Raw genomic sequence first — 22191 nt, 5'->3', positions numbered from 1 at the left:
CCGCCAAAATTTGTTCCGCACTTTGCCGCCCGACTCCCGGAATCGTATCTAAGAGTTCCAGCTCTTCTTCAAAAGGGCGCGTTCTCTCCTCGATCTCCTGATCTAATCGCGCAATCGCTTCATCTAGGTATTCCACATGCCGCCATTGTTCGGCTAACATCATCCGTTGATGAGGACCGATTACCCCGTGTAATGCGCGCTGGAGTTCTTCCACTTTTTGTTTCAATCTCCCTTTTGCGAGCTGAGCGATGACCATCGGATCGTTTTTTCCTTCGATCAACGCACGAATCATTTTTCGTGCCGATGCCCCATGGATATCGGAGACAACGGACGACAACTTGATGTTCGCTCCTTCCAATACTTTTTGAATCCGATTCAATTCCCGCGCTCTTTCTTCAATCAAACTGCGGCGATATCGAACGAGTTCTCGCAGTTCTCGTTGGGCTCGATCCGGAATATAGCTTCCTTTCAACAATCCATGACGAAGCAAGTTGGCGATCCACTCGGCATCCTTCATATCCGTCTTTCGTCCAGGAACCGCTTTGATGTGCTGTGCATTGACAACAAGCGTTTCGATTTGTTCGAGCTCGAGCAAATTGTACAACGGTTTCCAGTACACGCTTGTCGATTCCATCGCCACGTGCGTCACACCTTTTTCTTTCAACCAGTTTATAAACTCCAGCAATTCATCGGTCATGGTACCGAATGTTCGTATTTCTTTTCCTTCAGGGGTGATGGTACAAGCGGTAATGGATTTCTTATGCACGTCTACTCCACAACAATGTTCATATAATACCTTCATCGCTTTCCCTCCCTGCTTCCTGTCATCAGCTGGTGCAGTAGCCTATGACGAAGCATTCTATCCTGCGTGCTTCCCAACTTGGGAGCGACATTCCGTGGCGCACCAGGCTACTGGGATCCGTCTATGATTCGGACTCTTGCGTACCATAGATGTATCGACCTCATGACCCCAGCTGCAAGGGAGATATTTCGACAATCTTCGTTTTCATCCTTCCGATGGTGCCGAAATTTTTTCGGCATGAGGGTCTTTTATGAAACTCGTTTTGTTCGGGCTTGTAGCTGCCAGTTTATCGATCGGCCCAACGATCGGCGCGATTACGGAATTTGGACCGGCAGAAGCAAGTCACCTGCGCTATCCTGCCTTCGAACAGTGGCGCATGGTGAACTTAGGATCATATTTAGAGCATTTTGATTTTTTATCGGTTTATCAATGGCTAGCGGGGGCGTTTATTCGCATTTCACTTGCGACAGCGCTCATTCCAGAGCTGTTTAATATTACAAATAAAGCATCACGGCGATGGATTTTAATATTTGTATACGTCGTCATTTTCTTCGCTGCGATGACACCGATGAGTGATTATACGTTTTTTCATATGTTAAAAAAATGGCTGTTACCGATTTCCTTTTTCTTTATTTGCTTTCTTTCTACTTTCCTGTTCGTCTTAGCATTAGCAATACGCATAAAAGAGAGGAGAGCTTCTGTATGACGGCTGAAATCATTGTTGATGAGCAAACGTTAAAAGAACATTTTGCCCAATGTAAAGATGTTGTACTTATGCCCGCCACGATTTATTCAGACGAACGAAAGCCGCTTTCGCTTATTTTCGTTTACTGTGAAGAATTATGTGATACAAAACTACTCAAGCAATTTGTTTTCCCGACGATTACACAAATGGGACAACGATATCCGCTTTATTCAGTCACAGATATTGAAAAATATAAACAAATGCCACTTCATTTAATCGGAAAATCTGTATCTGCCCAACAGCTTGATTTTATCATTTTTAATGGAGATTTAGTCATTTACTTTGTGGAAGCAGAAGCGATGTATTCCATTTCGCTTGCTAATCCGCCGAACCGCAACCCAGAGGAACCGAACACGGAAGTATCGATTCGCGGTCCGAAAGATGGGTTCATTGAAGAAGTGGCAAAAAACGTGGCACTCATACGAAAACGGTTAAAAACGAGCAGTTTACACGTTGAGCAAGTAATAATTGGAAAACGAAGCCGAACGAAAGTCGATATTTTATATATTAAAGATATTATTAATCAAGAAACGGTTGCTGAATTAAAGCGTCGCTTAAGCACAATTAATATTGACGCCTTAACCGGAACAAATCAATTAGAAGAATTGTTAAGCGAAAAATACGTTTCTTTATTTCCTGTTTTCGCTTACTCTGGTCGTCCTGATTTTGTTGTTAATGCGCTATTGAGCGGACGATTTGCTGTCTTTATTGACGGCTCACCGACCGCACTAATCGGTCCGACAAATTTAACGTTTTTATTAAATACATCTGAAGATAATAGTACATCGTTTGTGTTCGTTACGGTTCAACGGATCATTCGGCTAATCGGTGTGAGCGTTGCTGTCTTTTTACCGGGCCTTTGGGTCGCAATTATTACGTATCACCAAGACCAACTACCGTTTACGTTGTTGGCAACGATCGTTCTTTCACGCCAAGGCGTACCACTCCCTGCTCCACTCGAAGCATTTATTATGATTAGCTTATTTGAAATTTTTAAAGAAGCAGGGATGCGGCTCCCGATTGCGATTGGACAAACGTTATCGGTCGTTGGCGGATTAATTATTGGGCAAGCAGCAATAAACGCAGGGCTTGCCGCACCCGGTACTCTCGTCGTCATTGCAACATCTGTCATCGCCACGTTTACACTTGTTAATCAATCGCTTGCTGGGACGGTGTCCATGTTACGTTTTATCGTCCTTGCTGCCTCGTCTATGCTCGGGCTGTTCGGATTTATTGCATCGATGTTTTTCCTTCTTATTTATGCAGCGAATTTAACGTCGTTTGGCGTCCCGTATTTAGCGCCGATCTCCCCGATAACTAGAGATATATGGAAAGTTATTATTACAAGTGGGTGGAAAAAGTTTAAAATGCGACCGAAAATGTTAAAAACGAATGATAATACACCGGGTGACGAGTCATGACAAGACTGATTATTTGTTTTTTTTGTTTATTTTTAACAGGTTGCTGGGGGATGAAAGAAATTGATCATCTCGCTTACATTCATGCGATTGGCGTCGACTATGAAGACGGACAAGTCGTCGCCTATGCCCAACTCATTAGCTTTTCAGGACTTGCGAAAGTCGAAGCAGGCGGTGGAAGAGAAAAGTCAACCGTTACGATTGGAAAAGCAACAGGAGAAACATTTAACGTGGCGACAGACCGATTGTATCAAGCCATTCAACAAGGTGTATCATGGGGGCATATTAAAGGGATCGTCTTTACCGAGCGAGCATTAAAAAAGGGGCTCGTGCGTGACGTCATTGATGTACTTGACCGTTACAATGAAATTCGTCATACGATTTGGGCTTTTACTACGAAACAGCCGATTGATCGTTTGTTTGAAACAACACCGTTTTTAGACTATTCACCATATTTTTCACTGCTCGCAAATCCAACAGATATTTACGAACAAAGTTCATTTATTCAACCAAAACGTCTCAATCAACTCGTTGCGGCTTCAAACGAAAAAGCAGTCGTCTTTCCTCTCCCTTCTCTTACAGTGGATGAGAAAAGCTGGACGGAAAATAAAAAAAAGAAACCGATGTTAAAAATGGACGGTGTTTGTTTTTTACATCGTTACAATAAGCAAGCTTGCATCCCACGTCATAAGCTTGATGGATTACGCTGGGTAACGAAAGGGACAGGTCGAACACCGATTTACATTCAACCAAATGGTAAAATGATCGGTACGCTTGTTGTGCTCGGACCAAAAACAAGCGTATCGTACAAAATAAAAGATGGCCGTCCTTTATTTACCGTTCATGTACAAGCTACGGGAAGCATTATTGAACTGCGCGAGCACATGTCTGAGAAACAAATTGTTCAACATGCAACAAAAACAGTTGAGAAAGAAATAAAAAATTTATTTCAGCTTGGAGTAAAAGAAGGTGTCGATACGCTTCAATTATCAAACGCCTTATATCGTCAAAATGTAAACGATTGGCGCAAATATACAACAAACGGATTAGTTGCACTTACAAATGATACGTTAGAACAAATTAACGTGAAATTAAGCATTGACACATACGGAAAGTCGAAAAAATAAAAGCGATGAGCCAGCCTCATCGCTTTTTCACTGCATATATATTCGCTTCGATCCATTCGCCAAGCACATCTTGTGCTGTTTTTTCACGTTCGAGCCAATAGCGCTCAATACGCTTTTCTAATTCGTTCATTTCCTCCTTATTCATTAATACACGCATCAATTGTTGGTCATACGGGTCATTATCATGAAGAATATAAATAAGTCCTTTTTTTCTTAAATAGTGTAAATTCATTTGTTCTTGCCCTGGCAAATACGAAAGCGTAAAAGCAGGCAACTTTTTCGCAAGCACTTCACTCATCGTTACACCGCCCGGTTTTGTCACAACTGCATCAACTTCATCGTATAATTCGTTCATTTTCGCTGGGTCGGAAATGTACCGATACGGACGAATACGCGGATTGTTCCAACTTTTTAATTCATGATATAACGTTTCGTTTTTTCCACATAGTACGTCATAAGTCAGTTGTGTATGGGTGGCGTTCATTAAAAACTGTTTCATTTTTCCTAACCCTTGGTTTCCGCCTGCTACTAAAATCCGTTTATTTGTTCGCCGTTTCATCTTTTGCGCAGGTACGATACGTTCATGAATAGGGATACCTGTAACGATGACACGACGTGACTCGATCCGAAACGTTGTGCATATAGACTGTTTTGCTTCTTCATGCGGAACAAAGTGATAATCAATCGCTGTTTTTCCCCAAATACCGCTTAAAAAGAAGTCAGTATATACGTTAACAACAGGAACGGTTACGATCCCTTTTTGTTTCAACCTTTGCAAAACGTGAGAAGGAAATGAATGCGTGCACACAACAAGATCGGGCTTTTTTTCTTGAAGGAGACGTTTCATCTTTTTTTCAAAATAAAGCAACCACGGCTCCATCGTCGGTTGTTCAAACTTTTTCATCCATCGTCGGTACATCCATTCATACGAATGTGGCGAGAGCGAAATCCAGCGGATGTAAAAATCAGCTACCCTTTTTTCAATCTGTTCATTGCAATAACTAAGAAAATCAAGTTTTTCGCAAGAGACATCGGGGAAACGATGGTATAATGAATAGATGAGTGCATCGGCCACTTGATGATGACCAGATGGCATTTGAAATAAAGGTAGTACGAGAATGTTCATCATTATGCGAACTCCCTTTTATTTTTGTTTTCTACTTTTTACATACAAAGCAACAAAAAATAAACTAAAAAATAATACCGTGAGCCATGGTAACACATGAAGCGGAATATGAATACGCTCCCCAAGAAACTTGCCTACACATATAAATAAACTAATCCAAAATGACGCCCCAAGAAACGATAAAAAGAGAAAAGGAAGAAATGGAAAGCGAACAACTCCAGCCATATACGGAGATAATTGACGAATCCCCGGAACAAAATAGCCAAAAGGAATAACTAGAAAAGCACGTTTTCGGAAGTGACGATACACATAACGATAACGACGACGATGGAATCCAATAAAATGTCCGTATTTGAACAATAGTGGTGAACCGAATGTATAGCCGGCAATATAGGCGACAACCATGCCAACAGTTGCCCCAGAAATCGCGAAAAATAAACTTTTTAATAAATGCAATTGATCGTGTGAGACGAAAATGCCAATGAAAAACAGAAGCGACTCTTCTGGCGCAGGAATACCAACGATGCCGAAAAATAGGGAAAGAAATAACACAATATAACCGTGTGATTGGATATACGTTAAAATGCTGTTCGCTTCCACTTTCCCATTCCCCTTTACTCCTCACTCAACTTTACCCATTTAACATTCGTATGTTGTAACAACTGCTCCAAAGCTTGTAACATGTTTGCGGGCGCATGTTCATCAGCGCCAAATGTTGAACCGCTATCATGCAACACGATGATCGCCCCATCCTCTATACTGTCCATTAATCGTTCATAAAGGCGATCTACACTTAATGTAACGTTCCAATCACCAAGAATATATGTCCACATCACGATTTTATACTTTTTTTGCATGAGCAACATCCATATGTTTATATGTCCCCATGGCGGACGGTAGTATACGGGGCGAACGCCTGTGATTTGCTTGATGATGTGCGCTGATCGATGAAGTTCCCATTCCGCTACAAATGGAGGCAGAAACCAGTTGCTCGTATGATAATAATGATGCAAACCGATCGTATGTCCCTCCGCATGTATTCGTTGAATAAGATGTGGGTATTTTTTTGCTTTCCATCCAACAATAAAAAACGTTGCTTTTACGTTATATTTTTTCAATAGATCAAGCAACTGAGTCGTATACATCGGATCTGGTCCATCGTCAAACGTTAACGCTACACCGCCTTTCACTCTTTTTTGCACACGAAACGAAAAAATACGGATGAACGATGTTGGCAATATACTATAAATGAAAAATGTTGCAATCAACCATATGTATGTCAAATGTCAAAACTCCTTTCTTGATTATACAAAAAGAAGCCGCATGAGTGAAATTTCTCGTTTCCATCGGCAACATTTGCCTCATGTCTTTCCTATTCGACACAAATGTTGTCGATTTCCGGGGAAATTTCCCGAAAAAAAGACGATGTGAAAATACACCGTCCTCATTGTACCATATGTGTTGACAGCTACACAGGGTAAACTCCATGTTTTCGTTCAGAAAATACAACATATTTCGACATATATGCATCTAATCGCCGAATAAGCTCGGAACGTAACTCATTTGGCGCAATAATTCCATCGACAACCATTTCGGAAGCGAGGCGATAAATATCGATGTCTTTTCGATATTCTTCACGTTTTTGTTCTATAAATGCGGCGCGTTCTTCTTCTGGCAGTTCAGCAATTTTATTCGCATACACTGCATTCACGGCAGCTTCTGGTCCCATAACGGCAATTTGTGCATGCGGGAAGGCTAAGCAACAATCCGGCTCAAACGCTGGACCTGCCATCGCATACAATCCTGCTCCGTACGCTTTCCGTACAATGATTGATATTTTCGGAACGGTCGCTTCTGACATCGCTGAAATCATTTTTGCTCCGTGACGAATAATACCTGCACGCTCGACTTTCGTCCCGATCATAAAGCCTGGGATGTCCGCTAAAAAGATAAGTGGAATGTGGAATGCATCGCAAAGTGTAATAAATTTTGCCGCTTTATCTGCGGAATCATGGAATAATACGCCGCCTTTCATGCGCGGCTGATTAGCAATAATTCCAACCGGTTGTCCGTTTATGCGGGCAAGACCTGTAATTAGCTCAGGTGCAAATAATTTCTTTATTTCACAAAATGAGTCTTCATCAATGACGTGATCAATTAAATCATACATATTGAACGGTGCATTTTGATTTTGCGGAATAATTTCTTCTATCGTTTTATTAAATGGTTTTGGTTCTTTCGGCTCAGCCATCGGCGGTTTTTCACTAAAATTCGCTGGAAAATAAGATAAATATTTACGTGCGAAAGCAATTGCCTCTTCTTCAGTTTTTACAAGCACGTCACCGCAACCTGAAACAGAACAGTGCATGCGCGCACCACCCATCTCTTCAAGTGTCACTTTCTCACCAATGACCATTTCAGCCATGCGCGGTGAGCCAAGATACATCGAGGCATTCCCTTCGACCATAATGACGATGTCACAAAACGCAGGAATGTATGCACCACCGGCTGCCGATGGTCCGAACAATAAACAAATTTGCGGCACTTTTCCAGACAGTTTCACTTGATTGTAAAAAATGCGTCCTGCCCCACGTCTGCCTGGAAACATTTCAATTTGATCCGTAATGCGGGCGCCTGCTGAATCCACTAAATATAAAATCGGGCAACGTAATTTATCTGCCGTTTCTTGAATGCGGATAATTTTTTCTACCGTACGCGCCCCCCACGAACCTGCTTTCACCGTCGAGTCATTTGCCATCACGCATACCGTTTGTCCGTTAATTTTTCCGACTCCTGTCACGACGCCATCTGCCGGCAATCCGTCCGCTAAACAGTTGGCAAAAAAGGCATCTTCAAATTGTAAACCTTCATCGAATAGAAGTTTCAGACGATCGCGCACAAACAGCTTTCCTTGCTCGGCATTTTTTTCATGATATTTGCGCGCGCCTCCTTGTTCAATTTGTTTTCGTTTTTGTTGTAGTTGTTCAACAAGCGATAATTGTTCGTTTGAAATCATGTTCCTTACTCCCCTTTATATACCGGTTTTCGTTTTTCTTTGAACGCTTGTAATCCTTCTAGTCGGTCGTTTGTATGAATCGTTCGTTCGTAAGCCATTTGTTCAATCACAAGCCCTGTTTGTATATCCACTTGCACCCCATGATTGATCGCTGCTTTTGCTTGTGAAACGGCAATCGGAGCGTTATTGGCGATTGTTGTCGCTATCGCAAACGCTTCATCTAACAATTGTTCATTAGAAACGACGCGCTCGACTAAACCAATCCGCACAGCTTCTTGAGCTGAAATACGTTTTGCGGTATAAATCATCTCCTTTGCCCGACCGATGCCAATTAGTCGCGGAAGACGTTGCGTTCCGCCCGCACCAGGGATGATCCCAAGCGATGTTTCCGTCAGCCCCATCACCGCATGTTCAGCAGCAATACGAATGTCACATGCGAGCGCCAACTCAAGCCCACCGCCAAATGCTCCTCCGTTTAACGCACAAATGACAGGCTGAGGCAGTTGCTCAAATCCGTTAATCGTCTCTCGAATGAGCGCGACTGTTTGACGTACTTGCGTTTCGTCCATTTTTGCTCGCTCTTTTAAATCTGCTCCTGCACAAAATGTTTTTTGTCCCGCCCCGGTAACAATGACTGCGCGCACGTTTCGATTCAGCTTAAGTTCCGCTTGAATGCGTTGCAACTCGCTTAACATTTTTAGTGAAAGGGCGTTTGCGGCATCTGGTCGGTTTAACGTGACAACTGCTACCCCCGCATCAATCGTCGAATAAAGAACGGCTTCCATCATGATGCATTCCCCCTTACAACATGTAGATGGTGACTCGAGAGCGGACGGCCAATCTTTTCTTCAATCCATCGTGCCGCTTCCGTTAACGGGTCAAGGTAAACACCACAATCGATGCCCATTTGGGTAAGCATATATACTAAATCGTCTGTCGGTAAATTGCCAGATGCCCCTGGAGCATATGGGCAGCCACCTAGCCCCCCAAGCGAGCTATCAAAAATCGTCATTCCCATTTGCAAAGAAGCGAACACATTGACAAGCGCCATACCGCGCGTGTTATGAAAATGGAGTGCCATCCGCTCCGCTGGAAACCGCTTCAGTAACTGTTCTAACGTTCGTTGCACTTGGATCGGATTAGCAACACCGATCGTATCACCGAGCGACAGCTCATCAATGCCAAGTTCAAACAACCGTTCAGAAACAGCAATTACGCGCTCGACGCTAACTTCCCCTTCATACGGACAGCCAAACACCGTTGATACGTAGCCGCGAACGGTTTTGTTTGCTCGCTTCGCCTCATCAATGACTTCCTTCAGTACGGGATACGTTTCTTCAATAGATTTATTAATATTTTTTCGGTTGTGCGTTTCGCTTGCTGACATAAATACGGAAACTTCATCGATATTAGCGGCTAAAGCGCCTTCTAGTCCTTTTTTGTTTGGCACAAGTGCAGCGTATGTCACACCTTCTACACGCTCAATACGGGAAGCGACTTCGTACGCATCGGCAAGCTGTGGAATCCATTTTGGATGGACAAACGATGTCACTTCAATATATGACAATCCTGTTTTTGATAGCTGATTAATCCATGCAATTTTATCTTCTGTTTGAATAAATACCGGTTCGTTTTGCAATCCATCACGCGGGCCGACTTCTTTCACCGTTACGCGCATACATGTCCCCCTATTCGATTTCAAGTAATACGTCCCCTTCGTTTACGAAATCCCCTTCTTGCACACGAATCGCTTTGACGACTCCTCCCACTTCGGCAGCGATCGGAATTTCCATTTTCATAGATTCTAAAATAACAACATCTTGTCCTTCTTCAACAACATCCCCAACTTCAACAACAATTTTCCATACGTTTCCTGCCATCAATGCGACAACTTCATGCATGTGTTTTGCCTCCTTTTTTGTTTATATACGTATTCACAAAGTTCGTTGTCGTATGTCCTTGTTGAAATGCTTCATGCGTCAATACGTTAATTAGCATCGGAATGTTCGTTTTAATTCCTTCAATTTTATATTCATGTAAAGCCGCAATCATGCTTGCAATAGCTGTTTGCCGATCCCTTCCTTTAACGATGCATTTTGCAATCATCGGATCGTAAAAAGGAGTGACGACCGATCCGCTTTGTACAGCAATTTCATGGCGCACATGTTCCCCCTTTGGCAGTTGTAACGATGTAATCGTCCCTGGCGAAGGAAAAAATGTGTTTGGATCTTCAGCGTAAATGCGCACTTCAATCGCATGTCCTTCTCGCTTCACTTCGGCTTGTGTAAAAGATAGCGGTTCCCCCGCTGCGATGCGCAATTGTTGCTCAACAATGTCAATACCTGTAATTTCTTCTGTTATCGGATGCTCGACTTGCAAACGTGTATTCATTTCTAAAAAGTAAAAGTTTTTTTGCTCATCTACGAGAAATTCGATCGTTCCTGCGTTCGTATATCCGATATGTTTTGCCGCGCACACAGCCGCTTCTCCCATTTCCCGACGCGTCTTTTCATCTAAAAACGGTGAAGGGGCTTCTTCGACAACTTTTTGATGGCGACGTTGGATGGAACATTCCCTTTCCCATAAATACACGCAGTTTCCGTATGCATCCGCTAACAGTTGAATTTCAATATGGCGTGGATTGTTGATATATTTTTCAACATACATCGCCCCATCTCCAAAGAAGGAAGCTGCGCGACTTTTATTTCCTTCAAATGCTTTCCGGAGTTGCTCTTCATCGTAAACAAGCTGCATGCCGATGCCTCCGCCCCCTGCGGACGCTTTTAACATAACAGGATAGCCAATCTCGCTTGCTACGTTCGCTGCCTGATCAACATCCGCAAGCGGAAAGGAGATGCCGGGCACAATCGGCACCCCAGCTTCCGCCATCGTCTGTCGCGCTTCAATTTTGCTCCCCATTTTCGCAATAACGTCTGGTTTTGGACCGATAAATACGATTCCTTCTTCTTCGCATCGCTGAGCAAATGTTGCATTCTCTGAAAGCAAGCCGTAACCTGGGTGAATGGCTTCTGCCTTCGTTTCTTTGGCGATGGAAATAATTTTTTCGATATTTAAATAACTCTCATTTACACGCGCTTTTCCAACGACATACGCTTCATCCGCTTGCTTTACATGAAGCGAATCAGCATCGGCTTCCGAATAAACGGCAACTGTTTGAATGCCAAGTTTTCGGCATGTGCGAATGATGCGCAACGCAATTTCTCCTCGGTTAGCAATAAGTACTTTTGAAAACATTTTCTTCCTCCTTCATGTTTCATTTTCTAATGGAACGTTCGTTGCTATGGATTGTGCAAGCATGAAATGATAGCGTTTGTTAGAAATGGTGCATAGAGGTTATGCATATTCGTAGCTTCGTATTTTGCGAGGAATGTGAGTGCATCTTAGCATCCTAATTGACGGGCAATGACGAGCCGTTGAATTTCCGATGTCCCTTCACCAATTTCCATCAACTTCATATCCCGAAGATGACGTTCAACACCGTATTCTTTCATATACCCGTATCCACCGTGAATTTGAATCGCTTGATTGCAAATATGAAAACCTGTTTCAGAAGCAAATAATTTCGCAAACGCTGCCTCTTTCGTAAACGGTTTGCCTTGGTCTTTTAGCCATGCTGCTTTGTACACCATATTGCGCGCAAGTTCAAGTTGCATCGCCATGTCGGCAAGTTTAAATTGAATGGCTTGAAACTTGGCGATCGGTTGACCGAACTGCTTTCGTTCTTTCGCATATTGAAGCGCCTTTTCAAATGCAGCTTGCGCGATTCCAACAGCTAATGCTGCAATGGATATGCGTCCGCCATCTAGCGTATATAAAAACTGCTTAAATCCTTTTTTCGGATCGCCTAATATATTTTCTTTTGGCACACGCACATCTTGCAAAACAAGCTCACACGTATTCGATGCGCGAACGCCCATTTTGTCATAATGGCAGTTAATCGTAAACCCCGGCGCATCTGTTGGAACGATAAAAGCGGAAATAATATTTTTTCCTCGTTCATCTTTACCGGTGACAGCGGTTACAATGACTTGCCGTGCATACCCTGCATTTGTAATCCAACATTTTTCTCCGTTAATGACGTATTCATCGCCATCTAAAACGGCGCGCGTTTGCGTTCCCCCTGCGTCAGATCCTGCATTCGGTTCTGTCAATCCGAACGAACCGAACGTTTCACCTTTTGCCATCGGCACGAGCCATTTCTCTTTTTGTTCTTCTGTCCCGAAATAATAAATCGGGCTAGCACCGAGCGATACAGCTGCCGCATAACTTAACCCTGTTCCACCACACGCTCGACCAATTTCTTCAACTGCAATCGCATATGAAATCGTATCTCCACCCGAGCCGCCATATTGTTCAGGGAACGGAATGCCAAACAGACCGAGCTCGCCCATTTTTTTGAACGTCTCAATTGGAAAAATCGCCTCCTCATCCCATTTCGACGCGTATGGAGCAATTTCCTTTTCCGCAAAATCGCGAACCATTTCTTTAATCATTTGTTGTTCTTTCGTTAATTCAAAATGCATCGCTTTTTCCCCCTTTGAAAAAATAAAATATGTGAAACCAACAAGCCTGTTTTTTTTCAAACCGACTAGTTGGTCTGTTTCCTTTACAACACCCGTCATTCGTCGCTTACATGCGACAAAAGAAATGACGAAATGTCTTCATCACGCTTCGCTTCTTCTGTCAAAAGCGAGTGTAAAATTAAATCATTAAAAGCAACTGCGATTTGTTCAATAGACATTGGACCATCAGGCTTATACCATTTGTACATCCAGTTTACCATTCCTATAATTGACAATCCTGCTAATTCAATAGATATTTCTGAGCGAAACTGCTTTGCTTCAATGCCTTCACGAAGCACTTGAAAAATAATTTGCTTATACTGTTCACGTTTTGCATTAATTTTTTCAGCGTATGCTGGCTTTAAATACGCCGCCTCTTGATTAAATACTGTAATGTGCGGTTTATATATATGAAAAACCCTCACAAATGAATGAATGATCGCACATAACCGTTTTGTCGGGGTCTTATATTTTACATATGCTTCTTGCGCTTTATTTAGCACATACGTAATAAATACATCGTGAATGTGGTAAAGCAATTCATCTTTTGATTTAAAGTTATGATAAAATCCCCCTTTTGACGCTCCACATTCGGCAACAATGCGATCGACCGTCACCCCATGATACCCATACTTTTCAAACAATGTAAGCGCTGTTTCAATAATGCGCTCTTTTAATTGCTTTTCAACCATACACATAAACTCCTTTTTGTTGTATTTTAACATAATATTCAGAAAAATTTAATAGTTTTTTTATAATTCTATTAAATAGTTTTAAAGGAAAAAAATAAAATCATTGAAATGTTTTACATATTTAAATATAATAATATTCAGAAAATTTTAAAAGGTGGCTGCAATGAATACGAACAAATATATCCACACTCTAACAACAATTCTTACACCCTATTTCAACGTTTATCGGGATGAAAAGCTCGACACGTTTTCTTTACCTTTTTATGCACATTACCATCGGCGCGATGAGAAATATTTTATGACAAAAAAATCTAAAATTTGGGCAGTTGAAAATGAACAGTTCATTTTTGCATGGCAAAAAGACGACATCGTCACCAAAGAAGACGTCATGCAATTTTCGCAAACTTTCGTCAATCATTTACCAAACTACATCTCTAATCATCAAGATCATATGTCTACCATTTTCATCGGCGCCATTGTCGCACCACGCGCATGTGATGAAGCAGTAAAGGAGGTGAAACGATTTCGAAAGCTACAGTTTATTCGTTTCGGATTACATGGTTGGATCGAATGTTATGTCGTTATTATCGCTTTAGAAACGAAACAATTATTTACTCATCGAAAAGCTCGGTCATTTACACATGTTTTTGAAAAACCATTTGAGGAGGATGTGCATTGAATTTATTAACATTGTTACTTGTTTGTGGGGTTATTTTAGTCATTGCCTACTTTACATATGGACGCTTTCTTGAAAAACAATTAAAAGTCGACTACAACCGTAAAACACCGGCACACGAAATGTATGACGGTATAGATTACGTACCAGCGAAAAAACCTGTTTTACTCGGACATCATTTCGCTACAATCGCTGGAGGCGGACCGATTGTCGGACCAATCACAGCTGCTGTGTTCGGTTGGTTTCCAGCTGTTTTATGGATTATGATTGGAAGCATTTTTATTGGCGGTGTTCATGATTATACGTCACTACAAGCTTCCATTCGTCATAAAGCACAATCAATCGGAACGATTATTAAACAATATATGGGAAGTCGCGGACAAGTATTATTTTTAACTTTCTCCATCGCAACACTTATGCTCGTCGTCGGGGTATTTATTATTTTAGTTACAAATACGTTTGTCGCTGTTCCACAAGCGGCTACAGCATCCGTTTTATTTCTCGGTATTGCGATGATTTTCGGCTTTATTGTCAATCAAATGCGAATGAATTTATTTGTAGCTAGCGTACTTGGAGTTATTGCGATGCTTTTATCTGTATGGGTTGGCATTCAATACCCACTTTCATTAAGCGCAACAACATGGTCACTCATTTTATTAGGCTATGCATACGCGGCATCAGTATTGCCTGTATGGATTTTGTTACAACCACGGGACTATTTAAACTCATTTCTTTTATACGGCATGATCGCTGGAGCTGCTGTCGGTATGATTATTGCAGCACCGACCATCCAATTCCCAGCATTTACCGGGTTTTATAACGAAAAGCTCGGATTTTTGTTCCCCATTTTGTTTATTACAATCGCTTGCGGTGCCATTTCTGGCTTCCATTCGCTCGTTTCATCGGGAACGACCGCAAAGCAGCTTGATAACGAGAAAAACGGGCGATTTATTGCATATGGTGGTATGTTGTTAGAAGCATTTTTAGCCATCATCTCTGTTGGAACGGTCGCATATTTAACTCAAGCTGACTTTGCTACTCGTATGAGTGAGCTTGGTGGACCAATTGGTACATTTTCTGCTGGCGTCGGTTACTTTATGTCTCATGTCGGCATCCCAGAAGCAACAGCTGTCACATTCACTGCTCTCACCGCATCAGCATTTTTATTAACAACTTTAGATTCTGCAACGCGGTTAATGCGTTACGCCATTCAAGAACTCGGTGAAGAACGGACAAGTGCATTTAAAAATAACCATGTTGCAACAACAGTCGGTCTCATCGGGGCTGGAGCACTTGCATTATCAGGAACATGGCAATCCGTTTGGCCGCTTTTCGGGGCAGCGAACCAAATGCTCGGAGCGCTGGCTTTGCTAGCTGTTTCCGCATGGCTCATGAAAATTGGTGCCAAATCATTTTATGTTGTCATCCCGATGGTGTTTATGCTCGTTGTGACCATCGCTGCTCTTTGCGTGTTAATGTATCAAAACGCATTAGCACAAAATTGGCTATTGGCCGGATCAGCTTTCGTCCTGTTCGTGTTATGCATTTTCTTAGCCATTGAAGGATGGAGCTCCATGGCAAAAACAACGAAAAAAGAAGTCGTTTCTTCTCACCAATAAGTGAAATCAAGCTAGCGCCTTTATTGCGCTAGCTTGATTTTCATATATGATCGTAAAGTCGAAAACGGAATAAGAAATTCACGAATGCCGACAGCGTACGGGGCAATTTCGTATAAACCATAATAAACGACAATACCGTCTTTCGTCACATAGTAAGGCTGGTCGTTCGGCATGTTTTGTACGACAGCAATCGCATTGTCAAAATATAGATCATTTTCTTTTTTAATTTGGGCGATGATTTCGTCCTTTATCACTTGTTTGTAGTTCGTTCCTTTTTTAAATAAATCGCCCAGTTGCAACGATTTTCCTTTATAAAAATCGAAATTGTTTGGCACTTTCACAGTCATGCCGTGCGCCCCGCCTGTATAGCTGTATAACGTAACAGGAATGCTTAAAATGCCATGTTGATTGTACGTCACCTCATAATTACTGACCGCCGCATGCAAGCGATACGGAAATCCTTCTTTTTTGCTTATCTCCATATTTTCATGCGCTTCTTTTTCGACTTGACGCTTTAAATCAAGTGATTCCTTTCGTAATAAGCGGTTCACTTGGCGCTGAAACGATGGGTTGACTGAACCTGATACAATTGGAATGTTTAAATCGACTTCCATTAGTTCATTTGTATATTTCATTTGCTTCGTTGTCACAGTAAGTGGCTGACTGTAAGCTGTTAACATAAATAGTGCCAACACGATTATCCATATGTTTCGTTGTCTGAACACGCCGTTCACCTCGTTTGTTTTACCGAAAGTTTGCGTTCAAACAAACGAATTTATGCGTGCTATTATTTTAACACTTGTTTCACTAATTCTCGATTTCGCTCTTTAAACGCTTCGTGATGTGATGACACCACCGCATAATGAACAATATCTTAATTAAAATCATGTGCTTTCAGTTCCTCCATAATCAACCTAATATATGTTGAATGGGAAGCAACTTTATCTATTGTTTGAGAACATATTTTTGCAATCGCATTGCCTTGATGAAATATTAGTAAGACTGGGGGATTACAATCAATAGCAACAAATTTTTTTGCAACATCCATTTTTAAAAAATAAATTGGAACATCTATTCTGCTTTTCAACTTTCTGAATGCATTAATACAATTAATACAAGAAGTTTCGTCGAAAATGGCGACAATGGCGTAATGCAACTGAGAAATCTTATCCAAACTTGTTATCTCTGTTTGTTTAATAAAAATTTCTGACAGTTTGTAATTGATTATTCCATAGCAAAAACTTAACAATGTTAACAACAATATTAATGAATTAATCATCCCTTATTTCACCTCCTGAATCCGTGACAAAACATCTTTACAATCGTCGCAAACCGTTGATACGATAAGGAAAATGACATGGGTGACTTTTCATCAAGTAGGTGAATGCGATGAAAGATTTCCCGATTCGGTTTGTGTTGACAGATGAAGCCATTACCCCAAGTGCAGGGCTTGCCCTCGTTGGCTATTTGCTCCATCAAACGAAACGGGATAAACGAGTAAATGACCTTCGGCTCCCAACGGTTCGTCGAGATGTGCACATTTCCCATAGCGACGTCATTCGCTCGATGATCGGCTTGCTTGCCACAGGAAAAACAGACGTTGATCATATGGAGGCACTTCTCGTTTTTAACTGCCGCCATCCGTCGAGCTCGTCCACTGACCTCGTCCCGTCTGCTTGTTCGCATGGATGCAGGAAACGATGCGGAAGCGAATGTGTATACGTAGACTTTGTCATCAAGCGAAACTTACGCCGAGAATCGAAAGCGCTTTGGTTCCAGATCGCTTCGCAAAAGGGCAGACGCGTCGATGATGGACAAACAGAAGGAGTACAAACGTATGAGTTATGCTTTCCACAGACGGCAGCGATCGACGGACACACGTATACGTACGTTCAAATCACCCAAGCGACGGAACGAACGATGGAACGAAATGGACAGCTGATGCTCGTTCCTGATGACGAAGTCGAAAGCTACTGGGTGCGTCTCGAAGGATACGAGCATGTTCGAATGGGTGATGTGCTCGCGTTGTATCACGATCATGCGACATGTGAACAGTTTCATAGTGAACTGAAAAGCGACTTAGATTTAGAGCGGCTTCCATCTGGGAAGATGAAAACGAATACGCTCGTGTTGGTCATGGGAGCATTCGTGTACAACCTTCTTCGCCTGATTGGACAAAATCTATTAAGCGATCCGAGACATCCGTTGCACCACAAAGTGAAACGCCGTCGCATCAAGACGATCATTCAGACGGTGATCACGATGGCAGGATGACTCGTTCGCCGATCACGGCAGCTATGGATGAAACTGACGCGAAGGAGTGGGTATGGTATACTCCTACTGAATGTGTATCAAAAATGGAAAGAAGTAAGATAACAAACATATGTTCGAATACTCATATCCATTACTATCCCCTGTACTTTTTTGTCTCTTCTTTGTTTACATCTCCACAAAAGGAGATTTATCTCATTTTTCAACATGAAAGTGGTGCAGGGAATCATCAAAAAAAGAGATGTATGGATCATATATCCACAGAACTGACACCAAAATCAAAGTTGATTTCTAACCATCACGGATTCAAGTCACCTTTATACAAATATGTTCTTATCTAAAATTTCATTATTATGGAATAAAAAATATCCCTTCTCCCTATTCATCATATCTCTAACGAAGGAAATGTAATCCTTTATGCCAACTTCACTTAAGCGTGCTAGATAATTATCAACAAAAACGTCCTCACGCGATAGTAAAGAATTTTTAGCTTGGAATTTCATTCTCTCGAATGTGGTTTCATACAAGATAACACTTTGATTTACTGCCATATTTTTGATTCGTTCGAAGTCTTTTAGACTAATCTGAGCTGCTGATTTTAGTGTGGACTTAATTGTATTTATTACTTCTAGTAGCTTATCAGAAGAAAAAAGTGCAGTAATGCCCAAAACCCCTGCAATGGTATAAGGTAAATAGTAAGAAAATGTTTGGTAAGATAGTCCTCTTTTTCTTAGTTCCTTTATCAAAAGTGCATTCTGTCCAGAATTTGTAAGATGAAAAGTGAAAATCTCAGGTAAGATATATTGATGAATATCACTTGTCTCAAGGTAAGAAAGTATATTCAAAATCGATACATCATGTAAGGACTTCTCAACAATAAGTGAAGTACAATATTCAAAATTTGATATCTTGTAACTTTTATTTTCCTTGCGAATGTTTTCTATGTAATCCAATGCTTCATATAGCTGTTTCTCATCAACACCTCCATTTATGGAAACCACAAGTGGAGACTTTAATATTTTATTGTACCAAGTGTCAGATAGTTGTTCTAAATCGAAGTTTAAAATGTTGTTTTCCGAGCCTAAAATAGGAAGTGACAGTGAGCTCTGTTCCTTAAAAATACATCTTGAAATATTATCTAAAACATTCTCTAAGAGGTCTGATTGATACATCTTTATTTCTTCAATAACAACTGCTCTTTCTGATTCTATAATCTCATTAGTTATTTTGGGCGAGAAGATTTGATCAGCTACCTTTCTTAGACAATGTAAAAAATCCTTTCTATTTACCGTTACGTTAAAACTAATATATTCTTTACTTGTTATACACTCTACTTTTCCACCCCTATTTTCAATAAATGCTTCAAATTCTTGCTTGTTTATTATATGCTCTAAAAAGTGTGAAATACCGTTATTAATCTGTGTTTCATAAGCAGAACCAAACTGAAACCAAAAGCCGAAAGAAACAACCTCTACGTTTTTTTGACATTCGCAAATAACCCGAATCCCATTTTTCAATTTCTTTTTTATTTTCACCATTATCACCGCCAAGAGTTAGATTAACAAACAATTTGGATATTAGAATTTCACGCATCATTCCCGACTGTTCTATATCTCATTACTTTATTCTCAAACCTATTCATGCTCAATCTGTATATTATAGCTGATAAAAAATTACACGCTATGGCTATGATAAAATCTGTGATCCCTAAACTCGGAGATATAAACATATACTTGTAAAAAATGAACAAGAGTAAAAAACCAACTAGTAGTGATAAATAAGTGATGTTTGTTTGCGGGATTTGCTCAGTAATTACAGATGATTCGGAAGGTTTGGAGTAAACTTCAATATTGATGTCAAACAATGATATACTCAAAGTAGTAATTACTAAGCTAAGCAAGCTAAAAAAAGTGATCATGATAATTGATACAAACGATCTTATGGATAAATTTAAAAAAAACACATACACCGTAATTATCAATAAACTAGGCACTAGTAGTATGACAAAACCTAGAATTGCTTTTGAAAAAAATAATTTTCTCCCATCTACACCTGTAAATATATACCATTTAACAACCCCTTTATCTAAGTGAAATGAAGAAATTACAATTTCACCTAATACCAAAAAGGTAGTTATTATTGATATTTGAAATACAAACCATTCCCCATGGCTTTGTGATAAGGGAAGATAATCAATTAAGAAAGAGAGTCCTTTTTGTTCAATCATAAATAAAATGGAAACATGAACAATGATCCAAACATAAAATCTAATTTTCGTAATCGGGTTAACAAGTAATAAAATAGCATCTTTGAATACGATTGGACTTTTAATCATCTTAACAAAAGAAACACGTTCCTTGCCGTTATGAGATGTTTGAGGAATTTTGTTAAAATTATCTACACTAATCATATAGAAACGATCTATTACATTTGGTTTTACATAGATGAAAAACAAGGCAAACAAAGCAATGACAAAATAAATGACCAACGGCACAGTCACAACATTCATTTTTGTAAGTGCTACACCTATGAGGGAGAATAGTAGAACTATTTGTATCACAAATACAAATAAAATTAGCCATTTCATCGATTTAATAAACTTAGTAGAAAATAAAACAAATAAAATAGCTAACAAAAATGACAGAAAGGAACAGATAAAGAAAACAACGAAATAGAATAGAGCTAGTGCTAAATGGGCAGTTGAAAAATACAAAGAAATACCCAAAGCTATGATTGCGTTCTTGACAGCATTAATAAAAGATATTGCTAAAATAATTGATGATTTGTTAATACCTGTAACAAAAAGGAAAGTCAAGTCATTTAAGGAAAACAATTTTTGATAAATATTCAATACCGTTTGCAACCAACTAATAACAACAGCTTGCAATATAATAAACAATACTATTTCTGTTGGTGTGAAAAGTTGAGATGGATTCACGATAAATCCTAGAAGAAGAGCCCCAATTATTACTGTTATTGCTTTCAAAAAAACCAACCATTTATTACCTATTCTCCACAAATTCATTTGCTCTTTAAAATACGTTCTAACGATAACAGTTACTGGAGTTTCCATTGAGTTTACCCCCATTCAAGATATCGCTTTCAAAAATACACCTTCTAAATTTTTTTCCTTATACTTCTCTTTTAATTCTACAAGTTCCCCTTGTTCAATAATCTCTCCCTTTTCGATAATAATAATTCGATGAGCTAACTCTTCAACCACATCTAAAATATGCGTTGTAAGTAAACACGAGACTCCTTGTTGCTCATTTAACACTTTGATAAGATCTTTTATTTCTCTAGCAGATCTAGGATCCAAACCGTTTGTAACCTCATCTAAAATAAGAAGTTTAGGGGAATGAATAAGACCGCATGCAATGGAAACTTTTTTCTTCATTCCTAAAGAAAAATTTTTGATCAGCTCGTCTTCAAAATCTTTCAAATTCATGACAGACAGAAGTTCATGAATCCTATTTGATAAAACACTTGTTTTCATGTTATACAATCTCCCTATAAAACCTAACATTTCTTTCGGAGTTAATCCCTCATAAAGGATAGGAGTATCAGGAATATATCCAATTTTACTCATAATATCCTTATGATGATCAGTTATATTCATACCAAATATCTCTATATGCCCTTCGGTTGGCAAAAGTTGTCCTGTCAGCATCTTAATTGTTGTCGTTTTTCCCGCTCCATTTTGACCGAGAAAACCTAAAATCTCCCCTTTTTTTACAAAAAAATTAATATGTTTAACAACATAAACATTCCCAAACTTTTTACAAACACCTTGAACATTTACATCGTACACATTGGTTCACCCACCATTTACTTGTATGTTATTCCATCTCGATCAACAAAAAGGAGAGGAGATACCCCTCTCCAATCTTATCATAGGGAACATAACAGCACCTCTTCACTAACAAACAAGCCCCAATAGTCTTGTTCCCAAACAAATTAATCCACCATTTTTCTCCTCTTTAACAACTTTAACTTTCATTTTTTTCACCTCCCTCGTAGCCATATAATCTCCCCCTTTATTTCGGTCTATTTTATTTTTTAGGTTCATCACCAAATTTTGTGATTTAGTGACAAAAAAGAGAAAGCACTGACGAG

Annotated in this window: 22 protein-coding genes and 1 pseudogene; 6 read left to right on the top strand and 17 right to left on the bottom strand. The window is 40.2% G+C overall.

Going from position 1 to position 22191, the window contains the following annotated elements; all coding sequences use genetic code 11:
- A partial coding sequence (locus ACYQY7_RS10970; RefSeq protein WP_461202050.1) for an IS110 family RNA-guided transposase occupies positions 1–802 on the bottom strand: 802 nt, incomplete at its 3' end.
- Between the two features lie 250 nt (positions 803–1052).
- Here ACYQY7_RS10970 and ACYQY7_RS10965 point away from each other — a divergent pair.
- Genes ACYQY7_RS10965 through ACYQY7_RS10955 form a run of 3 tightly spaced genes read left to right on the top strand, consistent with a single transcriptional unit; the run spans position 1053 to position 4092 of the window.
- Positions 1053–1508 carry a GerAB/ArcD/ProY family transporter gene (locus tag ACYQY7_RS10965; RefSeq protein WP_461202049.1) on the top strand — a complete coding sequence of 152 codons (456 nt, stop codon included), beginning with the start codon at positions 1053–1055 and terminating at the stop codon, positions 1506–1508.
- Positions 1505–2968 (top strand): spore germination protein, encoded by a 1464-nt coding sequence (locus tag ACYQY7_RS10960; protein ID WP_461202048.1) that lies wholly within the window; start codon positions 1505–1507, stop codon positions 2966–2968. Before ACYQY7_RS10965 ends, ACYQY7_RS10960 begins: the two co-directional genes overlap by 4 nt.
- A complete protein-coding gene (locus tag ACYQY7_RS10955) occupies positions 2965–4092 on the top strand; it encodes a Ger(x)C family spore germination protein (protein WP_461202047.1) in 1128 nt (375 codons plus the stop codon). Before ACYQY7_RS10960 ends, ACYQY7_RS10955 begins: the two co-directional genes overlap by 4 nt.
- A 16-nt stretch (positions 4093–4108) precedes the next feature.
- Here ACYQY7_RS10955 and ACYQY7_RS10950 read toward each other — a convergent pair whose 3' ends face one another.
- The 10 genes from ACYQY7_RS10950 to ACYQY7_RS10905 form a co-directional block, all read right to left on the bottom strand.
- Positions 4109–5221 carry an MGDG synthase family glycosyltransferase gene (locus ACYQY7_RS10950; protein ID WP_461202046.1) on the bottom strand — a complete coding sequence of 371 codons (1113 nt, stop codon included), beginning with the start codon at positions 5219–5221 and terminating at the stop codon, positions 4109–4111.
- 15 nt (positions 5222–5236) lie between these two features.
- Positions 5237–5818, bottom strand: coding sequence for a DedA family protein (locus ACYQY7_RS10945; protein WP_461202045.1), 582 nt, complete (start codon positions 5816–5818; stop codon positions 5237–5239).
- Between the two features lie 14 nt (positions 5819–5832).
- Positions 5833–6501: a polysaccharide deacetylase family protein gene (locus ACYQY7_RS10940; protein ID WP_461202044.1), complete on the bottom strand. Its 669-nt coding sequence runs from the start codon at positions 6499–6501 to the stop codon at positions 5833–5835.
- Positions 6502–6686: 185 nt separating this feature from the next.
- Complete coding sequence (locus ACYQY7_RS10935) at positions 6687–8234, bottom strand: acyl-CoA carboxylase subunit beta (RefSeq protein WP_461202043.1); 1548 nt, start codon at positions 8232–8234, stop codon at positions 6687–6689.
- 5 nt (positions 8235–8239) lie between these two features.
- Positions 8240–9022: an enoyl-CoA hydratase gene (locus ACYQY7_RS10930; RefSeq protein ID WP_461202042.1), complete on the bottom strand. Its 783-nt coding sequence runs from the start codon at positions 9020–9022 to the stop codon at positions 8240–8242.
- Positions 9019–9912: a hydroxymethylglutaryl-CoA lyase gene (locus ACYQY7_RS10925; RefSeq protein ID WP_461202041.1), complete on the bottom strand. Its 894-nt coding sequence runs from the start codon at positions 9910–9912 to the stop codon at positions 9019–9021. The genes ACYQY7_RS10930 and ACYQY7_RS10925 overlap by 4 nt, the downstream gene beginning before the upstream one ends.
- A gap of 10 nt (positions 9913–9922) precedes the next feature.
- Positions 9923–10135: an acetyl-CoA carboxylase biotin carboxyl carrier protein subunit gene (locus ACYQY7_RS10920; protein WP_461202040.1), complete on the bottom strand. Its 213-nt coding sequence runs from the start codon at positions 10133–10135 to the stop codon at positions 9923–9925.
- Positions 10128–11489, bottom strand: a complete 1362-nt coding sequence (locus ACYQY7_RS10915) for an acetyl-CoA carboxylase biotin carboxylase subunit (protein ID WP_461202039.1) — start codon at positions 11487–11489, stop codon at positions 10128–10130. Before ACYQY7_RS10915 ends, ACYQY7_RS10920 begins: the two co-directional genes overlap by 8 nt.
- Positions 11490–11635: 146 nt before the next feature.
- A complete protein-coding gene (locus tag ACYQY7_RS10910; protein WP_461202038.1) occupies positions 11636–12778 on the bottom strand; it encodes an acyl-CoA dehydrogenase in 1143 nt (380 codons plus the stop codon).
- Between the two features lie 95 nt (positions 12779–12873).
- Complete coding sequence (locus tag ACYQY7_RS10905) at positions 12874–13509, bottom strand: TetR/AcrR family transcriptional regulator (protein WP_461202037.1); 636 nt, start codon at positions 13507–13509, stop codon at positions 12874–12876.
- A gap of 298 nt (positions 13510–13807) precedes the next feature.
- Between ACYQY7_RS10905 and ACYQY7_RS10900 the strand changes: the two genes are divergently transcribed.
- Together ACYQY7_RS10900 and ACYQY7_RS10895 are read left to right on the top strand one after the other, a co-directional pair.
- Positions 13808–14188, top strand: a complete 381-nt coding sequence (locus tag ACYQY7_RS10900; protein ID WP_461202036.1) for a hypothetical protein — start codon at positions 13808–13810, stop codon at positions 14186–14188.
- Entirely contained in the window at positions 14185–15804 is a 1620-nt protein-coding gene (locus tag ACYQY7_RS10895) for a carbon starvation CstA family protein (protein ID WP_461202035.1), read from the top strand. The genes ACYQY7_RS10900 and ACYQY7_RS10895 overlap by 4 nt, the downstream gene beginning before the upstream one ends.
- 20 nt (positions 15805–15824) lie before the next feature.
- On the opposite strand, the gene ACYQY7_RS10890 is transcribed toward ACYQY7_RS10895, so the two are convergent.
- Both ACYQY7_RS10890 and ACYQY7_RS10885 read right to left on the bottom strand, forming a co-directional pair.
- The gene (locus ACYQY7_RS10890; protein ID WP_461202034.1) at positions 15825–16529 is read right to left on the bottom strand and encodes a DUF3298 and DUF4163 domain-containing protein; all 705 of its coding nucleotides are present in this window, start codon (positions 16527–16529) and stop codon (positions 15825–15827) included.
- 149 nt (positions 16530–16678) lie between these two features.
- Complete coding sequence (locus tag ACYQY7_RS10885; protein WP_461202033.1) at positions 16679–17083, bottom strand: hypothetical protein; 405 nt, start codon at positions 17081–17083, stop codon at positions 16679–16681.
- 110 nt (positions 17084–17193) lie between these two features.
- Between ACYQY7_RS10885 and ACYQY7_RS10880 the strand changes: the two are divergent.
- Positions 17194–18180, top strand: a pseudogene (locus ACYQY7_RS10880) (transposase family protein).
- Between the two features lie 212 nt (positions 18181–18392).
- Here ACYQY7_RS10880 and ACYQY7_RS10875 read toward each other — a convergent pair.
- The 4 genes from ACYQY7_RS10875 to ACYQY7_RS10860 all read right to left on the bottom strand — a co-directional run.
- Positions 18393–19610, bottom strand: coding sequence for a M16 family metallopeptidase (locus ACYQY7_RS10875; RefSeq protein WP_461202032.1), 1218 nt, complete (start codon positions 19608–19610; stop codon positions 18393–18395).
- Positions 19611–19660: 50 nt separating this feature from the next.
- Positions 19661–21148, bottom strand: coding sequence for a hypothetical protein (locus tag ACYQY7_RS10870; RefSeq protein WP_461202031.1), 1488 nt, complete (start codon positions 21146–21148; stop codon positions 19661–19663).
- A gap of 15 nt (positions 21149–21163) precedes the next feature.
- Positions 21164–21886 (bottom strand): ABC transporter ATP-binding protein, encoded by a 723-nt coding sequence (locus tag ACYQY7_RS10865; protein ID WP_461202030.1) that lies wholly within the window; start codon positions 21884–21886, stop codon positions 21164–21166.
- Between the two features lie 108 nt (positions 21887–21994).
- Positions 21995–22191, bottom strand: a 197-nt coding sequence (locus tag ACYQY7_RS10860; RefSeq protein ID WP_461202029.1) for a hypothetical protein, incomplete at its 5' end; no start/stop codon positions are given.

This window comes from Anoxybacillus sp. TBDG-1 (genome assembly GCF_054815885.1).
Note: the sequence above shows the minus strand (reverse complement) of the source record. Positions and strands in the feature narration are given on the sequence as shown.